This window comes from Bavariicoccus seileri WCC 4188 (genome assembly GCF_000421665.1).
GTDB lineage: Bacteria > Bacillota > Bacilli > Lactobacillales > Aerococcaceae > Bavariicoccus > Bavariicoccus seileri.
On the sequence record NZ_ATXL01000017.1, the window covers coordinates 24,326 to 45,832 of the forward strand.

The following is a 21,507-nucleotide window of genomic DNA, read 5'->3' on the forward strand; positions in this document are numbered from 1 at the left end:
GATTACGATTTTAGCGGCTCTCGAATAGAGAGGACGGTTACAACGTCGCTCGTCGCAAAAGTATATAAAGTAATTAATATAAAGGAGCGTTACCTTGGCATATAAATATCTTGTAATTGTCGAATCTCCTACAAAATCTAAAACTATCGAACGCTATCTCGGTAAGAATTATAAGGTTGTGGCTAGTAAAGGCCATTTAAGGGATTTACCAAAAAGCAAAATGGCAGTTGATGTCGCAAATAACTACGAACCATCTTATATTCCCATTCGTGGGAAGGGCCCAATTATTAAGGAATTAAGACGTTATGCAAAGAAAGCCGAAAAAGTATATCTCGCAAGTGACCCGGATCGTGAGGGAGAAGCTATCGCTTGGCATTTAGCTCATCTACTTGATCTTGACCCATCAGCTCCAATTAGAGTTGAGTTTAACGAGATCACAAAAGATGCTGTCAAAAATGCATTCAAACATCCACGTGCTATTAAGATGGATTTGGTTGATGCACAACAAGCTCGAAGAGTATTAGATCGACTGGTAGGATACACACTATCACCTATACTATGGAAGAAAGTTAAAAAAGGCCTGAGCGCAGGTCGTGTGCAATCTACAGCCTTAAAGTTGATCATCGATCGTGAAAAGGAAATTAATGCCTTTGAACCAGTAGAATACTGGAGTGTTGATGCCTTATTCAGCAAAGGAAGATTTCAATTTGAAGCAGCTCTATCCCAGTATAAACAAAAGAAGGTTAAACTTGGTGACGAAACATCAGTAAAGGAAATTACTTCCGAAATAGATCAATCTGGAAAATGGACAGTTTCTTCCGTTACCAAAAAGGAGCGTAAACGGAATTCTAATGCTCCTTTCACGACAAGTTCATTACAACAGGACGCTAGTAATAGACTGAATTTTAGAACACGAAAAACAATGATGGTAGCCCAACAATTATATGAAGGATTATCATTAGGTCGTGGGGGACAAGTCGGATTGATTACCTACATGAGAACAGATTCAACAAGAATTTCTCATACGGCTCAAGTCGAAGCACATGATTTTATTACAACAGAATTTGGAAGCGACTATGCGCTAAAGAAACCAAAGCAAACTAAAAATAATCAGAGCTCTCAGGATGCTCATGAGGCCATTAGACCCTCATCTGTCCTTAGAACACCAGATAGTATTAAATCTTATTTAAACAAAGATCAGTTTAAGTTATATAGTCTAATCTGGAATCGTTTTGTAGCAAGCCAAATGACACCTGCTCAATTGCAAACTATTGGGGTTGATATTGAACAAGGAAATATTATTTTTAGAGCAACCGGAACCCGTGTTTTATTTCCTGGCTATCAAAAGGTTTATTCCGACGGATCGAAAAATAATAAAGAGAATAAACTTCCTGAACTATTGGAAGGCGACGAACTGACTCTTGATTCATTTACGCCTAATCAACATTTCACACAACCACCAGCTCGCTATTCTGAAGCTACCTTAATCAAAACGTTAGAGGAAATCGGTGTTGGAAGACCTTCAACATATTCTCCGACTATAGATACACTCCAAAGAAGGTACTACGTCAAGTTAGCAGCTAGAAGATTTGAGCCGACTGAGTTGGGCGAAATCGTCAATAATTTGATGGAGAGCTATTTTGCTAATATTGTGGATACCAATTTCACAGCTGAGATGGAAAAAGAGCTTGATATGGTTGAGGCAGGAAAAGCAGAATGGGTCAAAGTAGTCGATCAATTCTACAAACCTTTCCATAACGAAGTCGAAAAGGCAGAGGAACAAATCCAAAAAATAACGATTAAAGATGAACCAGCAAACTTTAAATGTCCTGAATGTGGACACGAAATGGTGATAAAACTAGGCAGATATGGCAAGTTCTACGCCTGTAGCAATTTCCCAGAATGTCGGCATACAGAGCCAATCGTGAAAGAAATCGGTGTCACTTGTCCGAAGTGTCACCAAGGCCAAGTCGTTGAGCGTAAATCCAAAAAGAATCGCTTGTTTTACGGCTGTAGCCGTTATCCAGATTGCGACTTTACGTCATGGGATAAACCCATCAACCGTAATTGTCCAAAATGTGACCATTTCTTAGTTGAGAAAAAAACGCGAGGTGGAAAGCAAGTCATTTGTCCTAATGGTGATTATGAGGAAGAGAAACAACAATAAGAATTCTTCAGTACACTTGCGACAATTATTAATCCTAATATCACTGTTGCTTATCTTTATCTGAATCGTTTTGAACGAGATTACGACTGGAGGAATGGGTTAGTTCCCATTCCTTTTTTATCACTATTCTTATAGCTATAGAAACGCCAGACTAAACCTTAAGTCGGAATAAACTTCAGACAAATTTATGATTTATTTTGTCACTATCCGTTATAATATAGAAGATGGAGGGATTGAGATGACTCGTTTATTAAACGATTTTTTAGAATATATTACTGTTTTGAAAAATTATAGTCCTGAAACTGTCTCCACCTATAAAAGTGATTTAATACAGTTCGAAGGGTTTTTAAAGAATAGCGGCAATGATTCCCTAACTGCTGTGACACAAGAAGATGTGCAGCTGTATTTAGCGGATTGTTTTGACCGGAAGCTTTCACGAGTCTCAATGGCAAGGAAACTCTCCACTATAAGAAGCTTCTACCATTATTTATTGCTGAGTGGCAAAATAACCCAAAACCCGGCCGAATTAGTCCAATTTGGTATCAGACAAAAGCGACTACCAGATTTTTTCTATGAAGAGGAAATGACAGCTTTGTTTAAGAGTACCGATGGAGATGATAATCTTAGTATTCGTAATAAAGCAATACTAGAAATACTTTATGCGACTGGAATGCGGGTTTCTGAGTGTACATCGCTGATACTAGATCATGTAGATCTAGAGATGGATATGCTACTAGTTCGAGGGAAAGGCAATAAAGAACGCTATATCCCCTTTGGTATGCCTGCCCATGTTGCTATGACTCATTACTTAGAGACTAGCCGTAAACAGCTGTATCAACACCGTAGTAAGGATCACCAATTTGTGTTTTTGAATAGATTTGGTAATCCATTGACAACTAATGGTGTTCGTTACATTTTAAATGAAATTATTAAAAAAAGTGCTTTAAGTGGCAAGATTCATCCCCACAAGTTACGGCATACCTTTGCAACTCATATGCTAAGTCATGGAGCAGATCTGAGGTCTGTTCAAGAATTACTAGGGCATGATAGCCTCTCATCAACTCAAGTATATACCCATGTGACACCAACTGTTTTACGCAAAACAATCGATGATTTCTTACCAAGAGAATCTAAAAAAGTAAAGGACTGATACTATGACAACAATTTGTGCTGTCAAAAAAAATAATCAATGTGCAATGGCAGGTGATGGTCAAGTCACACTTGGCGAAAAAGTCATTATGAAGAGTACTGCGAAAAAAATCAGGAAAATATATGACGATAAAGTAGTTGTCGGATTTGCCGGAGGAGTCGCTGATGCCATTACATTAGAAGAAATGTTTACGGAAAAGCTGACTGAATTCAAAGGCAATTTAAGACGATCAGCAATTGAGGTCGCACGATCTTGGAGAAGAGATAAAACACTTCAGAAACTTGAGGCAATGCTGATAGTGATGGACAGTGAAAATATTCTTTTGGTCAGTGGTACAGGTGAGGTGATTGAACCTGACGATGGCGTATTGACTGTTGGATCAGGAGGTAACTATGCCTTAGCAGCAGCTAGAGGCATGTTATTATCTGAAGACGATAGCCTTGATGCTACTGCAATCGCAACCAATAGTTTAAAGATAGCTGCTGGAATCGACATTTTTACCAACTCAACTATTATTACTGAGACGTTAGGAGCGAAATAAATGAGTCAATTAGGATTAACTCCTAAAGAAGTCGTCACTTCTTTAGACAAGTACATTATAGGTCAAACTGAAGCTAAAAAAGCGATTGCTGTCGCATTACGGAACAGATATCGTAGAATGCAACTCTCTGAAGAAATGAAGGAAGAAATAACCCCTAAGAATTTATTGATGATTGGACCCACTGGTGTCGGTAAAACTGAAATTGCGAGGAGACTAGCAACTTTGGTAGAAGCGCCATTTGTAAAAGTAGAAGCAACTAAGTTTACAGAGGTAGGTTATGTGGGAAGAGATGTTGAATCCATGATTCGTGACTTAGTTGAAAACAGCATCACTCTTGTCAAAAAAGATAAAAAAAATGAGTTAAGGGGCCAAGCGTTCAATAAAGCAGTTGATGCTGTCGTTAAAGCTTTAAAACCCGGAATCTTAAAAAAGAAACAAGCAAACAATAATGATTATATGAAGAATTTAAGTTCTTTGTTAAACCCTACAAATGGCCAAGCACTGGGGAATATTTTTAATCAAGAATCAGAAGTTGAGGAAGTGACTCCTGAGATTGAAAAGAGTCGAACTGCTATCAGAGAACAAGTCTTGAGTGGTCAACTTGATCAACAAATGGTGACCATCGAAGTTGCAGAAAAAAGTCCAAGCTCTGTTGGAGGCAATCCAGCAATGGAACAAATGGAAAATTTACAAGACATGCTTGGCCAATTGACACCAAAGAAAAAGCATAAGCGTACAGTAAAAGTAAGTGATGCTTTAGAATTATTGACAGATGATTTTGCCGAAGAGCTGATCAACAAAGATGATGTTCATGCGGAAGCCTTGCATAAAGCTAGCCAAGAAGGGATTATCTTTATTGATGAGATCGATAAGATCACCTCAATGAGTCAACAAAGTGGTCAGGTGTCAAGAGAAGGTGTCCAACGGGATATTCTGCCGATTGTAGAGGGAAGTCAGGTTAAAACAAAATACGGCATGATTGATACTGATCATATCTTATTTATTGGGTCCGGAGCATTTCACGTGTCAAAACCAAGTGACCTTATTCCTGAACTCCAAGGACGATTCCCAATACGGGTGGAATTGCATGATCTTTCTATCGAAGACTTTGAAAGAATCCTGAAGGAACCAAAAAATGCACTAATTAAACAATACATTGCCTTACTAGAGACTGAGAATGTCACAATTACCTTTACAGCTGAAGGCGTTCACCGGATTGCTGAAATGGCTTACCAGTTGAATAGTGAAACTGAAAATATTGGGGCTCGTCGGCTTCATACACTGCTTGAGAAATTATTGGAGGACCTGCTATTTGAAGCTCCAGATATGCAAATGGGAGAGATTACGATTTCACAACAGTTTGTCGATTCTGTTTTAGGCAAATTAGTAAATGATGATGACCTCAGCCACTATATCCTTTAAGAGAAGTTTATAGAAAAGGTTAGCCAACATCCCTAATATGCACAATAAAAGAGCTATTCTTATAGCTCTTTTTTGTATCCAAACCCAAATGGCACTTTGCTTTCTGTACCATTGAAGATCCGTTTAATATTTGTACGGTGTCGGTAGATAATGAAAACATCCGCTAAAGAAACAATCATCGTTAAGAACCAATCGTCTTTAAAAACGATCGTTAGGACGATACCAATACTAATGGTCACGATACTACTCACTGAAACCATTCGTGTGAACCACAGTAGTACCAGAAAAATTACTACTGCAGAAAGTGTTAACGTAGGAATGTAAGTCAGCATAACACCCGCCAAGGTGGCAACAGCTTTTCCTCCCTTGAAATGAGCAAAAACCGGATAGGTGTGACCAATCATAGCAGCGAAACCGAAAATCAAAGGATGCCAGGTCGTTGGAGTATTCATAGCTAATAGCATGGCCAAACTTCCTTTTAGAAGATCCATTGCTAACACGATGATTCCTGCTTTTCTACCTAACACACGAAAAGTATTGGTCGTTCCCATGTTGCCACTGCCGAACTCTCTGATATCTAAATGGTAGAACCATTTTCCAATCCAATAGCCAGATGGTATCGATCCTAATAAATAATCAATTATAAAAACAATAATGTTGCTCATACTTACTCCTTCACTGTTAAGGTCATTGCTATAATTATAGCACGCATTGATGTATTGAAAAACCCTAAGTAACTATGCTAGACTTTAACAGTATGAGAATTATGAGAACATAGGTTTGTACATCTGTAAAAACCGCGTCATCATTTATTCTTTAGAAAAAAGAACTAGTATATTCTATAAAAAATAGATCAATATGTAAGGTAGGAGATGTGTTATGGCTGGTAAAAAAAATTCATATAATGATGATGCCATTCAAATATTGGAGGGCTTAGAGGCTGTTCGTAAGAGGCCTGGTATGTATATAGGCTCTACAGACTCCCGTGGCTTACATCATCTTGTTTATGAAATAGTGGACAATGCGGTTGATGAAGCATTGTCGGGGTACGCTGATCATATCAAGGTGACTATCAACAAAGATAATAGTATCTCAGTGAAAGACAATGGGCGTGGAATGCCAACAGGGATGCATAGATCAGGTATTCCCACAATACAGGTTATTTTCACCATCCTTCATGCTGGCGGAAAATTTGGACAAGGTGGCTATAAAACATCTGGTGGGTTGCACGGAGTTGGCGCTAGTGTCGTCAATGCTTTATCTGACTTTTTGATTGTTAAGGTTCACAGAGATGGCTACGAGTACACTCAAAAATTTAAAGATGGTGGAAAAATAGATGGGAAACTACAAAAGAAAGCCATTAAATCAAAAGATAGCGGGACTGAAGTTACTTTTCTACCCTCTAAATCGATTTTTAAAACCTTTAAATGGTCATATGAAACGTTAGCAGAACGTTTAAGAGAATCTTCTTTACTACTTAAAAATTTAACTATTCAAATCGATGACCAAATAGATGGGAAAGAGGAGACTTTTTTTTATAAGGATGGCATTAAAGAATTTGTGAGCTATCTGAATGAAGAAAAAGATGCCCTTAGTGATATAGTGTATTTTGATAGTAAACAAGACAATATCGAAGTAGAAGTAGCACTACAATATAACGATGGCTACTCTGATAACATTCTAAGTTTTGTCAATAATGTCCGAACAAAAGATGGCGGTAGCCATGAAGTTGGTTTTAAAAGTGCCTTGACAAAATCTTTTAATGAGTATGCTAGACGAGTAGGAATCTTAAAGGATAAAGACAAAAATTTAGAGGGTAGTGATGTCCGAGAAGGATTAACTGCCATTATTTCGTTACGTATCCCAGAAAATCTCCTACAATTTGAGGGTCAAACAAAAGAAAAGTTAGGAACACCTGAAGCCCGTGCTGTCGTCGATCGCGTCGTTAGTGAACACTTGACCTATTTCTTCAATGAAACCGGAGAAGTCGCTCAGGAGCTAATTAGGAAGGCTCTGAGGGCAAAAGAAGCTCGCCTAGCCTCTCGAAAAGCAAGAGAAGAGTCTAGGCATGGGAAAAACTCAAAGAAAAGAGAGACCTTGCTTTCTGGCAAACTAACGCCGGCTCAAAGTAAAAATGCCAAGAGAAATGAATTATTCTTAGTTGAGGGTGATTCTGCTGGTGGGTCTGCCAAACAAGGAAGAGACCGTAAATTTCAAGCAATCCTTCCGCTTAGAGGGAAGGTTATCAATACCGAAAAGGCTTCAATCACAGATATTTTAAAAAACGAAGAGATCAATACGATTATTTATACGATTGGTGCTGGTGTCGGGTCTGAGTTCAACCTATTAGACTGTGCCTATGACAAAATTATTATCATGACTGATGCTGATACAGATGGCGCCCATATCCAAGTACTGTTGCTAACGTTCTTTTATCGTTACATGAAACCTTTGATAGAAGCTGGAAAAGTGTATTTAGCCTTACCGCCTTTATATAAAGTCAGTAAAGGGACCGGGCGATCTCAAAAAATGATGTACGCTTGGACTGAAGATGAATTAAGAGAGGCCACTAAAAAAATTGGAAATGGCTATTTAATTCAACGGTATAAAGGACTGGGTGAAATGAATGCTGATCAACTTTGGGAAACAACAATGGCACCTGAAACAAGAACCCTAGTCCGAATCACTCTAGATGACCAAGTCCAAGCTGAACGACGTGTTAGCACATTGATGGGGAATAAAGTTGCTCCTAGAAGAAAATGGATTGAATCAAACGTTAAATTCCAACTTGGCGAAGATGTTAGCTTATTAGACCAAGTCAAAGATGACCAAGTGACGACTAAAAGTAGCCATGATGTCGTCGTTTCTAAGCATTCGACATCAAACAATCGTGTTGAAAGTGAATATCGTGATATCACTAAAATCAAAGATGACGGTCAAATGAGTTTTGACTTTTCTGATAAGGAGGGATAAAGATGAGCCATGATACCCAAATAACAGAACTTCACCTTGCCGAAGTTATGGGTGAACGCTTTGGACGTTATTCAAAATACATTATTCAAGAACGGGCATTGCCAGATATAAGAGACGGTCTAAAACCGGTACAGAGAAGAATACTATTTGCCATGTATAGAGATCACAATACTTCAGATAAAGCATTTAGAAAATCTGCGAAAACTGTTGGGAATGTGATTGGTAACTACCATCCTCATGGCGATTCAAGCGTCTATGAAGCTATGGTACGAATGAGTCAGTACTGGAAATTGAACCATGAATTGATTGAGATGCATGGAAATAACGGTTCCATGGATGGAGATCCACCAGCAGCTATGCGTTATACCGAAGCCAGACTCTCAAAGATATCCGGAGAACTGCTGAAGGATATCGATAAAAAAACAGTTCCGCATGTTCTAAATTTTGATGATACTTTGGAAGAGCCAACCGTTTTACCTGCTGGATTTCCACAGTTATTGGTGAATGGCGCTACGGGCATCTCGGCCGGTTATGCTACCGATATTCCACCGCACAATTTAGCTGAGGTTATCGATGCAACCATCCAACTGATAGACCACCCTAAGACAACACTTAAAGACCTGCTAAAGATTATAAAGGGACCAGATTTTCCAACTGGAGGTATCATCCAAGGCAAAAAAGACCTATTACATGCCTACCAAACTGGTAAGGGAAAAGTCGTTCTGAGATCAAAGACACAGATTGAAGATTTAAAAGGGAAGAAACAGCAGATCGTAATTGATGAAATTCCCTATGAAATCAATAAGTCAAATCTAGTTAAACGCATCGACTATATCCGGATTAACAAGCAAATAGAAGGTATTGCTGATGTTCGAGATGAATCGGACCGAAATGGCCTTAGAATTGTTATTGAGCTAAAGAAAGATGTCAATGCTGAAGGTGTCCTTCAATATTTGTTAAAGAAAACCGATCTGCAAGTGAACTATAATTTTAATATGGTAGCTATCAATGATCAAAAACCTGATCAAGTGGGTCTAATAGATATTTTATCAGCTTATATCACGTTTAAAGCTGATGTTATCCGTAAAAGAACACAATTCGAGTTACAAAAGGCTCAAACTAGGTTGCATATTGTTGATGGATTAATCAAAGCTCTTTCTATCCTCGATGAGGTCATTCAAACTATTCGCGATAGCGAAAATAAAAGTGATGCCAAAGTACAACTCGTCAAACAATATGATTTCACGAATGAACAAGCTGAGGCAATCGTAACACTACAACTTTATCGTTTGACCAACACTGATATTACGGCATTACAAAGTGAAAGACTTGATCTCAATGAGAGTGTTGCTTATTTTGAAAGTATTTTAACGAATAGTAAGACCCTCCATAATATCATGAAGAAAGAATTACGTGATGTTAAAAAAACGTATCAACGGAATAGGTTGACTAGCATAGAAGATGAAGTGGAAGAACTAATCATTGATAAAGAAATTTTAGTCCCTGAAGAAGATGTCAAAGTCGTAATCACCGAGACCGGCTACTATAAGAGAACAACGCTAAGAAGTGCAATGGCATCAGCTGTGACGGATTTAGGACTAAAAGACGGCGACTATCCGATTTTTGTCAAAACTCTCTCAACGCTAGATAATCTCGTGTTATTTACGGATAAGGGGAATTATCTTTATATTCCGGTTCACGATCTTCCAGATTTAAAATGGAAGGAATTAGGATTACATCTGTCACAAAAATATTCATTGGAGCCAAATGAACGCGTCTTACTTGTAAGCACTGAAAAAGATCTTTCCGACGACACTGTATTATTTTTAACACGTGAAGGGCAAGTTAAATTGACAGAAGGCAGCCAATTCTCTAGCTTTAGAGGTGATAAAGTTAAAAGCAGCAAAGCAATGAAATTAAAAACTGCTTCAGATGTAATCACCACTGTCAGTCAGATTTCAAAAAAAGCAGAAAATTCAGACTTAGCTGTTATAACACATCGTGGACTCTGCCTACGATTCAACATTAGTGAGATTCCAATTGTTGGGACTAATGCAAGCGGCGTCAAAGCTGCCAATCTAAAAAAAGACGATTTCATTGTTTCTGGCGTTGTTATTCCAAGTGATTCTAATCATGTGCCAGTAGTGATGCTTACTCAAAGAGGCTCTCTGAAAAAAATTGATATCACAACGATATCTAGGCTTTCAAGAGCCAAAAGGGGACTAATGGTGCTGAAGGAATTAAAATCAGATCCACATCGTTTAATTGCAGCATTCCCGATTAATCAATCAACTGGAGGAGTAAGTCTGATTGTCAAACAGCAAGATGGTACCATTGAAATTGATACCAATGATCTGAATTATAGTACTCGGACATCAAATGGATCCTTTGTTGATGACTTAAAGGATAAACCAATTCTTTCAGTATCCGTTCGAGACACTTCCTTATTGGAATAAGAGAAAACGACATCTTCATTAATACGAGCTTCCCAGCGATAGAGAAACTGTTATATAAACAGTTTCTCTATCTGTTTTATTATTACAATATTACTAGTACAGCGGTCATGTTGAGCGATTCACTTCACCACTAGTTTTTCGTCCATCAAATCGGAATATACTAATATAAATACCCTATTTAACAGTATTGTAAGCGTAAGTCAATATTTACGTTAATTTAATCACATAAAGTGCTTTCATATAACTTAGTGATGTGTTACACTATGTTTGTAGAACTGTTACATTGTTAACAATCTTAATTTTAAGGAGGAATAAAATGGAAGCATGGAATGGGTTCAAAGGAGACGTTTGGCAAAAAGAAATCAACGTCCGCGATTTTATTCAAAGAAACTATACAGAATATACAGGTGACGAAAGCTTTTTAGAAGGTCCTACAGAAGCAACTAAGGCTCTTTGGGATCAAGTCCTAGATCTTAATAAACAAGAACGTGACAACGGTGGCGTGTTGGATATGGATACTAAGATCGTATCAACCATCACTTCACACGGTCCAGGCTACTTGAATAAAGACAGCGAAAAAATCGTAGGCTTTCAAACTGATAAACCTTTTAAACGAAGCTTACAACCATTTGGTGGTATCAGAATGGCCGAGGATGCTCTCAAATCATACGGCTATGAATTAGATCCTGAACTTTCTCATATCTTCAGAGATTGGCGCAAAACTCACAATCAAGGTGTTTTCGATGCCTATACTCCTGAAATGAGAAAAGCCCGTCATAACAAAGTTATTACAGGTTTACCTGACGCTTATGGTCGTGGTAGAATCATCGGTGATTATCGTCGTGTTGCTCTTTATGGCGTTGATCGCTTGATGGCTGAAAAGTTCAAAGACTGGAATAATATTGGCGATGGTACGATGACTGACGATGTTATTCGGTTGAGAGAAGAAGTATCTGAGCAATATAGAGCATTGGGCGAACTAAAAGAATTAGGCCAAATTTATGGTTACGATATTTCTAAACCAGCAACTAATGCTAGCGAAGCTTTCCAATGGACTTACTTTGCATATCTAGCAGCCGTTAAAGAACAAAATGGTGCAGCAATGTCCTTAGGTCGTGTTTCAACATTTTTAGATATCTTTATTGAAAGAGATCTAAAAGCTGGCGTACTAACAGAAACAGATGTCCAAGAATTAGTCGATCATTTTGTCATGAAACTACGGTTAGTGAAATTTGCTCGTACACCAGATTACAATGAATTATTTTCTGGAGACCCAACTTGGGTAACTGAATCAATTGGTGGTATCGGCTTAGATGGTCGCTCTCTTGTAAGTAAGAATAGCTTCCGTTTCCTTCATACCTTAAACAACTTAGGACCAGCTCCAGAACCAAACTTGACAGTATTATGGTCTCCACGCTTGCCTGAAGGATTCAAAAAATTCGCTGCACGAGTTTCAATTGAAACGTCTGCAATTCAATACGAAAATGATGAAGTTATGAGACCTGAATGGGGTGATGACTACGGTATTGCTTGTTGTGTATCTGCAATGAGAATTGGTAAACAAATGCAATTCTTTGGTGCTCGTGTAAACCTTGCTAAATGTTTAGTTTACGCAATCAACGGTGGGGTAGACGAAATGTCTGGTCAACAAGTTGGTCCAGCATACTCACCAATCACATCTGAATACCTTGATTACGACGAAGTAGTTGCCAAATTCACCCAAATGGAAGAATGGCTAGCTGGACTTTATGTCAATACTTTGAACGTTATCCATTACATGCACGATAAATATTCTTATGAAAGAATCCAAATGGCCTTGTATGATACAGATGTGTTCCGCACATTAGCAACTGGTATTGCTGGATTCTCAGTAGCTGTTGACTCATTGTCAGCAATCAAACATGCTAAAGTTAAAGTAATTCGCGATCCTGAAACTGGCTTGGCTACAGATTACGAAATCGAAGGCGATTACCCTAAATATGGTAATAATGATGATCGCGTAGATCAAATTGCTGTTGATCTTCTTAAAGGGTTCATCACTAAGGTCAGAAAACATCATGCTTACCGTGGATCTACTCCAACTACATCTATCCTTACAATCACTTCAAACGTCGTGTATGGTAAGAATACTGGTAACACACCAGACGGACGTAGAGCTGGCGAACCTTTTGCTCCAGGTGCTAATCCTCTACATGGTAGAGACACTCATGGCGCATTAGCAAGCTTGTCATCAGTAGCTAAATTGCCATATACTTATTCTCTAGACGGTATCTCTAATACATTCTCTATCATTCCTAAAGCACTTGGTAAAGAATTAGATACTCAAGAAGAAAACTTAACAATGATGCTTGATGGTTATAGCAAAAAAGGTGGTCACCACTTAAATATCAACGTATTCAATAGAGATACTTTGCTAGATGCAATGGATCATCCAGAAAACTACCCTCAATTGACGATTCGTGTTTCTGGATACGCAGTTAACTTCATCAAGCTAAGTCGTGAACAACAAATGGATGTTATTAAACGGACGATGCATTCGTCAATGTAATCGGATTTAATAATACTCGAATTTGGTTTTGGACGGCTACACTGATACAGGCTTAAAAATTTTAGAAGATTTATGGGATAGGAGCGATGAAGATGTCAAAACCTACAATTGGTTATGTTCATTCCACTGAAAGTTTTGGTTCAGTGGATGGACCAGGCATCCGGTTTGTCTCATTCATGCAGGGATGTCGCATGAGGTGTGAATTTTGTCATAATCCAGATACGTGGAATATTGGCACTGGAACACCAATGAGCGCACGAGAACTGTTAGATGAGGCTTTAAAATACCGTGAGTTTTGGGGAAATAAAGGCGGTGTTACTGTTAGTGGTGGCGAACCGTTACTCCAAATAGATTTCTTGATAGAGTATTTTAAATTAGCAAAGGAAGAGGGTGTCAATACAACACTTGATACCTGTGGTATGCCATTTACCTATGACGAACCATTCTTTAGTCGTTTTGAGGAGTTATTGACTTATACCGACCTGATTTTGCTAGATATCAAGCATATTCGCTCTGAAAACCATAAAAAAATCACTGGATGGCCTAATGAGAACATTTTAGAGCTTGCCCGTTACTTATCTGACAAGGAACAACCTGTTTGGATAAGACATGTCCTAGTACCAGAACGAAGTGATTTTGATGAACACTTGAAAGAACTAGGTGCTTTTGTCAAAACTCTACATAACGTTTACAAATTCGAGGTGCTACCTTACCATACGATGGGTAAGTACAAATGGGAAAATATGGGTTTTAGGTATAAGTTAGAAGGTATTGAACCACCAACTGAAGAACGTGTTGAAAATGCCAAAAAGTTATTGGATACGGAGAGTTATCAAAAGTACGCTACAGTCCATTGATAACAAATTATTAATAACTAATTATTGATGACTGATTATTGATGACATACACGAATAATCATCATGTGATTCATCAAGGCCTTCATTATCACTGACTGTCAGATGCACATTTATCATTTAAAGAGATGAAACCATAAATGGTTGATATCTTAATGATAAATGTGCTTTTTTGTGCTTTATATTTTGGAGTATATCTTGCTTTTTACACTGAAAATCTCATTTTAATAGGCTTTTGAGCTAGCTGTACTCAAAAGTGACATAAACAGTCCTATATCACATAGACAATAGTTATCAAAAGACTTCGGTTGTGATAAACTAAAAGCAATATTGTAAGAATAGAAAGGGAAGATAAAGATGAGTTTAAAAGTTTTTGGCCATAGAAACCCAGACACTGATGCAATTGGAGCCGCAATAGCTTATAGTTACTTACTGAACCAAACAGGTGTTGATGCGGAGGCAGTTGCCCTTGGAGAACCAAATGAAGAAACACAGTATGCACTAAATCATTTTGGCTTACAAGCACCTAGAGTAGTAAAAACTCTTGCAAATGAAACATCTGAAGTTGCACTAGTTGACCACAATGAAAAAGCACAAACTATTTCCGATATCGATGAATTAACTGTTAAATACGTTGTTGATCACCATAGAATTGCTAATTTCCAAACAAGTGAACCTTTATATTATCGTGCGGAACCTCTTGGATGTACTTCCACTATTTTATATAAATTATATAAAGAAGCAGCTGTTACCATTCCAAAAGATATTGCTGGCATTATGTTATCAGCAATCATTTCTGATACTTTATTATTCAAATCTCCAACTTGCACTGCAGAGGATATTGAAATTGGTGATCAATTAGCGGAAATTGCCGAAGTCAGTCTTAACGAGTACGGCTTAGCACTCCTGAAAGCGGGGACTAATCTAGCCTCAAAATCTGCAGAAGAACTGATTGATCTAGATGCTAAAACATTTGAATTAGGAAAGTACAAAGTACGTGTCGCACAAGTCAATACTGTTGATATTCCAGAGGTTAAAGCTCGTAAAGATGAGTTCATTAAAGCAATCAACGCTAGTGGATTTGACTTGTTTCTCCTAATGATTACGGACATATTGAATAGCAATACTGAATTATTAGTAGTCGGAGAACCAATAGAACCAGTTGAAAAAGCCTTCCACAAAAAAGTAGTGGATCAGTTTATTGATCTTCCAACTGTTGTTTCTCGTAAAAAACAAATTGTGCCCCAATTAACAGATGCATTTTGACGTCATGATCCTTGGTGGCCACAACCTCTTACAACTGCTACCTAAAAGGATGTTGAATATATGAGCTTTTTATCAAAAATAAGAAAGTTCCTGAACTTCGGTAGACATGATGTTACCACGTCTATCCATGTAAAAACATTGCTAGTACGGACAAATGACTTGGACCAGTCGAAACGATTTTATCACAACACTCTCGGATTAGATGTCTTGAGGGACCATAATAATAGCGTTTTGTTAGCCAATCAGAATACACTAATGCCCTTGATCGAACTGAGAGGGCCAAGTAAAACTAGTTCTACTAGATATAGTAATGCAAATGGAGAAACTGATGATAGGTTAAATGAGCCTCAATATCACCACATTGGTTTTTTACTTGATACCAAAAGAAGTTGGATATCTTTCATCCATCATATATTGGATCAAGAAATACCTATCACTGGTACGAGTGAGGCTAACAAAACCATTTCTTTCTATATCAAAGATCCGGATGATAACTTGCTTGAGTTCTATACAAAAAAAGAGACAAAAGATCATCATCACTATCCAACAAGAAACTTTAACGAAGGACATGACATCGAGTGGAACCTAAAACAAGTTCTTGATACTGTAGATGACGACTATGTGACAAGTACTTATCATTTTGAAATTGCACACTTGCATTTACAAGTCAGTAAACTGAACGCTCAAACTTTTCGTCATTTTTTCGTTGATGGTCTAAAAGCCCTTGAAATTGAAAGCTACCATCCAAGGACACTTAACTTTAAAATGGGAAGTCTTAACATTCTCATTACTGAAGTCTATAGCCGACGACATAATCCTAGAATGACTCGGCAAAACCTAGAACCAATTATCGAGTTTCCTACTATCGGAACCGTCAAAAAACTAACAAATGACTTATTGGACTTACAGTTCCCTTGTGACGTTTCTGAAGGAGAGACTCGAACAATAGTAGAAGGTTTCACTTTTGTGTGTACTTGTCCGGAAGCACAGATAGTCGCTAAAGAATAGAGTAGACTAGGGGGCATTGTTATGTTAATTGATCGTGATTACAATTTAGCACTTGCTAAACGGCCAGAGAATAGTCATAAGGGTACTTTTGGAAAAGTGCTGTTGATTGGTGGAAACTTTGAAATGGCCGGAGCCATTATTATGGCGTCACTAGCTGCCATATCCAGTGGTGCTGGTTTGGTAACTGTTGCAACTGACGCTAGAAATTTTTCTGCCATACATACCCACACTCCTGAAGTCATGTGTGTTGATTGGGATGAGAAAAAAATGTTTACAGATCTTCTTAAATCAGTAGATACAGTTTTCATTGGTAGTGGTTTAGGAAGAAACAAAAAAGCTGAGCGTCTCTTTACAGATACACTAGAGATAGTAACTAAAAAACAATTCTTAGTGCTTGATGCAGATGCCTTATTCTTTTTGTCTCATAACACACAACTCCCTATAACAGCTAAATCTGTTATCCTCACGCCCCATCAAGGTGAATGGTCTCGGCTATCTGGATTAGAGCCTTCTCTACAGACTCATAAGAGCAATCTACAGTCGTTCAGATCATTTATACTAAATCATCAGTTAGAGGATACAGATACGCTTCTAGTACTAAAAAAGCATCATACTGACGTTTACGGTAGCTTAAACCACCATTTTGAACATATTGCACACTTAGATATAGGTAACCCCGCCATGGCAACTGGTGGCATGGGAGATACCTTATCTGGGATCATTTCGGCATTGGTCTATCAGTCAAAATCGATAGAGCACGCTATTTTAGACAGTTTATTTATTCATAGTATGATTGGAGATCAATTAGCGAAAAGTAACTATGTCGTGAGACCAACACTAATCAGCCAGCATATTCCTAAATTTATTACTGACAACCTGATAGTGTCAAAATGAGTATTATTTAACTTAGTACTGTTTAACTGAGTGTTGTTTGACTGAGTCTTGTTTAACTGTGAAAATGTGTACACGCAAGTGCAGTTTTAATGCGGTGTTTGAACTATTTTAAATTCATATTCATATTTTTTTCATTTTTGGTTGCATTTCTCTAATTGTTTTGTTAGTATTACACCATCAAATAAATAAAACAGTGTAGTGATAAGAAAAAGTAACGATTGTATTTGATTTAAGAGAGCCTAGGATTGGTGAGAATAGGTAATCAAAACCCGTGAAAACACATCTTTGAACAAACTATCGAATAAAGTAGGTTAGTTCGGGAGTACCCGTTATAGTGCCAGCGCTTAGAAATTTGAGCGTTATAAGGTTAGTTTTGCGAAGAACTAGCGAAAAAAGGTGGAACCACGAGATTATCGTCCTTTATGTCAATTGACATAAAGGGCTTTTTTTATAGCTATACAAAAAATGGAGGAATAATGATGAAAAAGTTGGTATTATACGTATTAGTTGGTGTTTTGGCTATTCTTGCTGGATTTGGGATCTATAACAATTACTTTAAAACAACAGATGCTGGTGAGGATAATGGTGAGAAAAAAACGATAGTTGTGGGATTAGATGATACCTTTGCTCCAATGGGGTTCAAAGATGATAATAATGAACTTGTTGGATTTGATATTGATTTATCAAAAGAAATTGAAAAAATAACAGACTATCAGTTCGAATTTCAACCTATCGATTGGATGACAAAAGAAACTGAACTCCAACAAGGAAATATTGATCTCATTTGGAATGGCTATACTGTTACCGATGAACGAAAAGAGATAGTTGATTTCTCAACACCATATATGACAAACAAACAAATCATCATCGTTCAAGATGACAGTGATATAGATTCTATAGATGATCTTGAAGGAAAAACGGTAGCAACTCAAGAAGGGTCAAGCTCATATGATGCCATTATGGCCGATACAGACCTCGTTGCAGCTATTGAAGGCAATGAACCAATCTCATATAGCACTTTCAACGATGTTTTCAATGATTTATTGACTAACCGTTCGGATGCTATAGTAGTGGACGAAACATTAGCACGTTACTACATGAAACAAAGAGGATTAACAGAATTACGCGTGTTAGATGATGATTTGGGCAGTGAAGAATATGCTATTGGAATCAGAAAAGACGATACACAACTCAAAGAAGATCTTGATGCAGCTTTGAAAACTTTAACTGATAATGGCAAACTAGATGAAGTCAAGAATCGTTGGTTCGAAGAATAATCAGACCTGCCTACTGAAGAAAGATTTCTATTTATTGTAGCTGTACAATAGGTGTATTAACTATCTACAGCAATAATCTACAAACAATGATACAAAAGGAATACACAGAATTAGAAACAATTTACTGCATTATCTGCATTATCCGCATTTTACTCAGTTACACTAACTAAATGACACTATACTAAACGACACAGCTATATGACATCTAAATGACATTAAGAAACTAAACTATAGAACTTAAAAAGCCTAAATATTATTAAAAACTAAAGGATCGATTCTAATGAGCGACTTACTAAATTTGATACCGAATTTGATTGATGGATTACTTCAAACGCTGAACTTATTTATCATTGTGGCGGTCATTAGCATCCCACTAGGTTTTCTAATAACCCTATCGGTACTTTATGGACCAAAAATTGTCCAATTGCTACTCAATTGTTTTATCTATGTAATGAGAGGGACTCCATTACTTTTGCAATTGATGGTGATATTCTTCGGATTGCCACTTTTAGGATTAAAAATTGATCGTTTTCCCTCAGCACTCTTGGCATATTGCTTAAACTATGCCGCGTACTACGCCGAAATATTTAGAGGAGGTATGCTAAGCATTCCACTCTCGCAGTTTGAAGCAATCAAGGTATTAAATATCAAGAAGGTAAGGGGATATAGACGCATCATCCTACCGCAACTCTTTAAAACAACCTTGCCATCCGTTACGAATGAACTAATCACCTTAGTGAAGGACACCTCATTAGTTTATGTTATTGGATTAACCGAACTATTAAAAGTTGGTAAAACTGCTGCAAATGCCTCTGCAAGCCTCGTGCCGTTTTTAGCAGTTGGTTTATTATATTTGTTGATCACGGCAATCATAACATTAGCAGTTGATGTTATTGAAGAAAAACTAGAATTTTAGGAGGCAAATTATGTTGATATGTCAGGGTATTTCAAAAAAATTTGGTAACGAAGTCGTTTTGAATAATTTTGATTTTCAAATGTCACCTGGTGAAATTGTGGGATTAGTTGGTAAATCTGGAAGCGGGAAAACAACTTTTATGAGGATATTAACTAATCTGGAAACGTTAGATAGTGGATCTGTATTGATTGATGACGTTTTTTTATACAAAAATGGTCAATTAGCATCCAAAAAAATCCAAAGTAATTACCAAAAGAAGATGGGATTAGTCTTCCAGAATTATGCCTTATTTCCGAATTTATCAGTCATAGATAACATCATCGAAGCTCCATCAGCCCTAGATGGTACAGCCAAAACGTCTATAAAAGATTTGAAGGAAAAAGCTATGGGTTATTTAAAACGTTTCGGACTCGAAGATAAAGCTGATATGATGCCAAAACAGTTGTCAGGTGGTCAAAAACAACGTGTTGCAATTATAAGATCCTTGATTTTAAATCCTTCATTTATTTGTTTTGATGAACCGACCTCAGCATTAGACGATGCAAATCAAGAAACAGTCGGCAGCTTAATAAATGAAATCTCTGAAATTGGAAAAGGTGTTATTATAGTAACGCATGATAATGATTTCGCGGATAAGACATGTTCAAGATTAATTTCGTCAACAACATTTAAATAACTGAATAACCACTCGAATAAACAAATTGAATGAACAAATTGAAGATGTTGAAGTTGGATGAACAAATTGAAATAGTTAGAAAGTAAAAGAGAGAGGCGCTGGAATAGTGTCTCTTTAATTTTCAATTTTATTTTTCCAAATCTTCGCATAATTTATATTATGTCAACTAGGATGACTACTGCCACACATTTGTACCATTGATGCCAACTTTCTTACCACTGTTTGCCAAAGAATGTACCACCTTTTGCCAGCTCGATGTACCACTAAAGAAATATCCCATAACCACTGTGATTTAAGTTAGTTATGGGACACCTTTACATAATCCATAGGATTATATTAGTTTTTCATAATAATATCTTAGAAGTTATTGGATAAACCCAGTCGTTCACGCATAGATGTTTCACCATCAATAGTGATGGTGTAGGAATTATGAACAATCCGATCAATAACTGCTTCTCCTGTGGGACCGCCTCCCAGTTTAGAGTGCCATCCGGCTGTGTTGAACTGGGTACAGAAGATCGTAGAAGTCGTCTTTTCCCGTTTTTCTATGATTTCCATGGTCAAGTATAGTTCTTCTTCTGTTAAGTCATGAAGAAGCCACTCATCAATAATGAGTAGTTCTTTCTTAGTGTACTTACGCATTAATTTTTTATAGCTGTCATCTGGCTGATTTTTTGCTATCTTAAACTCATCTAGGAGTTCAGGTAGGCGAACATACTGAACTTTATAAAATTGACGACAAGCAGCTATACCAAAGGCACAGGCTAAGTAGGTTTTCCCAGCTCCAGTTGCTCCCATCAGAATGATGTTGTTCTTATTTTCTAAGTACAACCCAGAAGCTAAGCGTAAGATCTCTTCTTTTGGTAACCGTCGGTCTTCGAAATATTGAATCTCCTCAATTGATGCTGAAGGAACTTCGAATGCAGCTTGCCTTATTAAGCGTTGAAGCTTATTACTTTTGCGACGAGAATGTTCGCTGTCTACTAATAGCTTAAAGCGATCTTCGAAGCCCAGATCGTTATATTGCTTGTTTTGTGCCTGTTGCTTATAGGCCTCTGCCATGCCACTCATTTTCATTTCAATCAACTTTGTTATCGTATCTTCATTCATCATTTAAACGTCCTCCATAGTAGCTAGCTCCACGGGTGAATCCATGGTTCTGAGTTAATTTATCTACTGCTTTCTTCATTTGTTCTTCTTTTATCTGCTTCTGATTATTTTTAAGGGCTGTTTTAACAAGAGAGACCGTCGGTCTTTCTGTGACGTCCAGTACCGTCTGGCAGGCTTTTTCCAATTCATACTTTGTGTGTTTGCGTAACACTTTCTTAAGAGTGAAAATGGACTGAACACCTTGTCGTT

General features: G+C 37.5%; 16 protein-coding genes, 1 pseudogene and 1 other annotated feature. Of the genes and pseudogenes, 14 read left to right on the top strand and 3 right to left on the bottom strand.

The features are described 5' to 3' along the window. Positions 1-94: 94 nt before the first annotated feature. The 4 genes from topA (at position 95) to hslU (ending at position 5,280) form a co-directional block, all read left to right on the top strand. Positions 95-2,167: a type I DNA topoisomerase gene (topA, locus tag H541_RS0105130; RefSeq protein WP_022796267.1), complete on the top strand. Its 2,073-nt coding sequence runs from the start codon at positions 95-97 to the stop codon at positions 2,165-2,167. Positions 2,168-2,405: 238 nt separating this feature from the next. Next, on the top strand, positions 2,406-3,317 hold the full coding sequence (locus H541_RS11615; protein ID WP_022796268.1) for a tyrosine recombinase XerC: 912 nt from the start codon (positions 2,406-2,408) through the stop codon (positions 3,315-3,317). A 4-nt stretch (positions 3,318-3,321) separates the two neighbouring features. Further along, a complete protein-coding gene (gene hslV / locus H541_RS0105140) occupies positions 3,322-3,858 on the top strand; it encodes an HslVU peptidase proteolytic subunit (RefSeq protein ID WP_022796269.1) in 537 nt (178 codons plus the stop codon). After that, positions 3,859-5,280: an ATP-dependent protease ATPase subunit HslU gene (hslU, locus tag H541_RS0105145; protein WP_022796270.1), complete on the top strand. Its 1,422-nt coding sequence runs from the start codon at positions 3,859-3,861 to the stop codon at positions 5,278-5,280. Between the two features lie 59 nt (positions 5,281-5,339). On the opposite strand, the gene plsY is transcribed toward hslU, so the two are convergent. Continuing rightward, complete coding sequence (gene plsY, locus H541_RS0105150; protein ID WP_022796271.1) at positions 5,340-5,945, bottom strand: glycerol-3-phosphate 1-O-acyltransferase PlsY; 606 nt, start codon at positions 5,943-5,945, stop codon at positions 5,340-5,342. A 214-nt stretch (positions 5,946-6,159) separates the two neighbouring features. Between plsY and parE the strand changes: the two genes are divergently transcribed. The 10 genes from parE (at position 6,160) to H541_RS0105200 (ending at position 20,148) form a co-directional block, all read left to right on the top strand. Further along, a complete protein-coding gene (gene parE, locus H541_RS11620) occupies positions 6,160-8,253 on the top strand; it encodes a DNA topoisomerase IV subunit B (RefSeq protein ID WP_022796272.1) in 2,094 nt (697 codons plus the stop codon). A 2-nt stretch (positions 8,254-8,255) separates the two neighbouring features. Beyond that, positions 8,256-10,709: a DNA topoisomerase IV subunit A gene (parC, locus tag H541_RS0105160; RefSeq protein ID WP_022796273.1), complete on the top strand. Its 2,454-nt coding sequence runs from the start codon at positions 8,256-8,258 to the stop codon at positions 10,707-10,709. Between the two features lie 316 nt (positions 10,710-11,025). Continuing rightward, positions 11,026-13,257: a formate C-acetyltransferase gene (gene pflB, locus H541_RS0105165; RefSeq protein ID WP_022796274.1), complete on the top strand. Its 2,232-nt coding sequence runs from the start codon at positions 11,026-11,028 to the stop codon at positions 13,255-13,257. 92 nt (positions 13,258-13,349) lie between these two features. Then, a complete protein-coding gene (gene pflA, locus H541_RS0105170) occupies positions 13,350-14,114 on the top strand; it encodes a pyruvate formate-lyase-activating protein (protein WP_022796275.1) in 765 nt (254 codons plus the stop codon). Between the two features lie 354 nt (positions 14,115-14,468). Beyond that, positions 14,469-15,377, top strand: coding sequence for a manganese-dependent inorganic pyrophosphatase (locus H541_RS0105175; protein ID WP_022796276.1), 909 nt, complete (start codon positions 14,469-14,471; stop codon positions 15,375-15,377). Positions 15,378-15,437: 60 nt separating this feature from the next. Next, positions 15,438-16,385, top strand: a complete 948-nt coding sequence (locus tag H541_RS0105180) for a VOC family protein (protein WP_022796277.1) — start codon at positions 15,438-15,440, stop codon at positions 16,383-16,385. A gap of 21 nt (positions 16,386-16,406) precedes the next feature. Continuing rightward, positions 16,407-17,279 (top strand): NAD(P)H-hydrate dehydratase, encoded by an 873-nt coding sequence (locus H541_RS0105185; RefSeq protein ID WP_022796278.1) that lies wholly within the window; start codon positions 16,407-16,409, stop codon positions 17,277-17,279. Between the two features lie 189 nt (positions 17,280-17,468). Further along, positions 17,469-17,703: a binding site (T-box leader), on the top strand. Between the two features lie 55 nt (positions 17,704-17,758). Beyond that, on the top strand, positions 17,759-18,556 hold the full coding sequence (locus tag H541_RS0105190) for an amino acid ABC transporter substrate-binding protein (protein ID WP_026501634.1): 798 nt from the start codon (positions 17,759-17,761) through the stop codon (positions 18,554-18,556). A 280-nt stretch (positions 18,557-18,836) separates the two neighbouring features. Beyond that, positions 18,837-19,472: an amino acid ABC transporter permease gene (locus H541_RS0105195; RefSeq protein WP_026501635.1), complete on the top strand. Its 636-nt coding sequence runs from the start codon at positions 18,837-18,839 to the stop codon at positions 19,470-19,472. Between the two features lie 10 nt (positions 19,473-19,482). Beyond that, positions 19,483-20,148 carry an amino acid ABC transporter ATP-binding protein gene (locus H541_RS0105200; RefSeq protein WP_022796279.1) on the top strand — a complete coding sequence of 222 codons (666 nt, stop codon included), beginning with the start codon at positions 19,483-19,485 and terminating at the stop codon, positions 20,146-20,148. A gap of 357 nt (positions 20,149-20,505) precedes the next feature. Here the strand turns inward: H541_RS0105200 and istB are convergent, their stop codons facing one another. Further along, on the bottom strand, positions 20,506-21,261 hold the full coding sequence (gene istB / locus H541_RS0105205) for an IS21-like element helper ATPase IstB (RefSeq protein WP_022796280.1): 756 nt from the start codon (positions 21,259-21,261) through the stop codon (positions 20,506-20,508). Beyond that, a pseudogene (locus tag H541_RS13385) lies at positions 21,251-21,507 on the bottom strand (hypothetical protein); the annotation flags it as partial. The pseudogene H541_RS13385 and the gene istB, both read right to left, overlap by 11 nt.